Annotated in this window: 1 protein-coding gene; it reads right to left on the minus strand. The window is 71.4% G+C overall.

What is annotated here, in order from left to right:
* The coding region (locus BIU91_RS19080) for a hypothetical protein (protein WP_171907875.1) at positions 1 to 283 on the minus strand (283 nt) is incomplete at both ends.

Raw genomic sequence — 283 nt, forward strand, 5'->3', positions numbered from 1 at the left:
CATCAGGCTCGCCACCGCGACGACGGCCGCGCTGGTCACCGCCACCACCACACGGGTGACGTGGCAGCGCCACGACGCGCTGCGAGTCTGCTGGTCGTACGCGCGCCAGCCCGTGACGAACAGCGCGATCGAACCGATCACGAACACGACCGCAGCGGCGACGCCGACGACGAGCGCGAACACGCCCCCGAACGCGATGCCGAGGGCGACGTGTGCGGCGGCGAGGAGCACCTCGAGCACCGGGTACGTCCAGACCTCGAGCAGCCGGGTCGGTGTGTTGAGC

The sequence above is a fragment of the Curtobacterium sp. MMLR14_002 genome (genome assembly GCF_001864975.1).
Classification (GTDB): domain Bacteria; phylum Actinomycetota; class Actinomycetes; order Actinomycetales; family Microbacteriaceae; genus Curtobacterium; species Curtobacterium flaccumfaciens.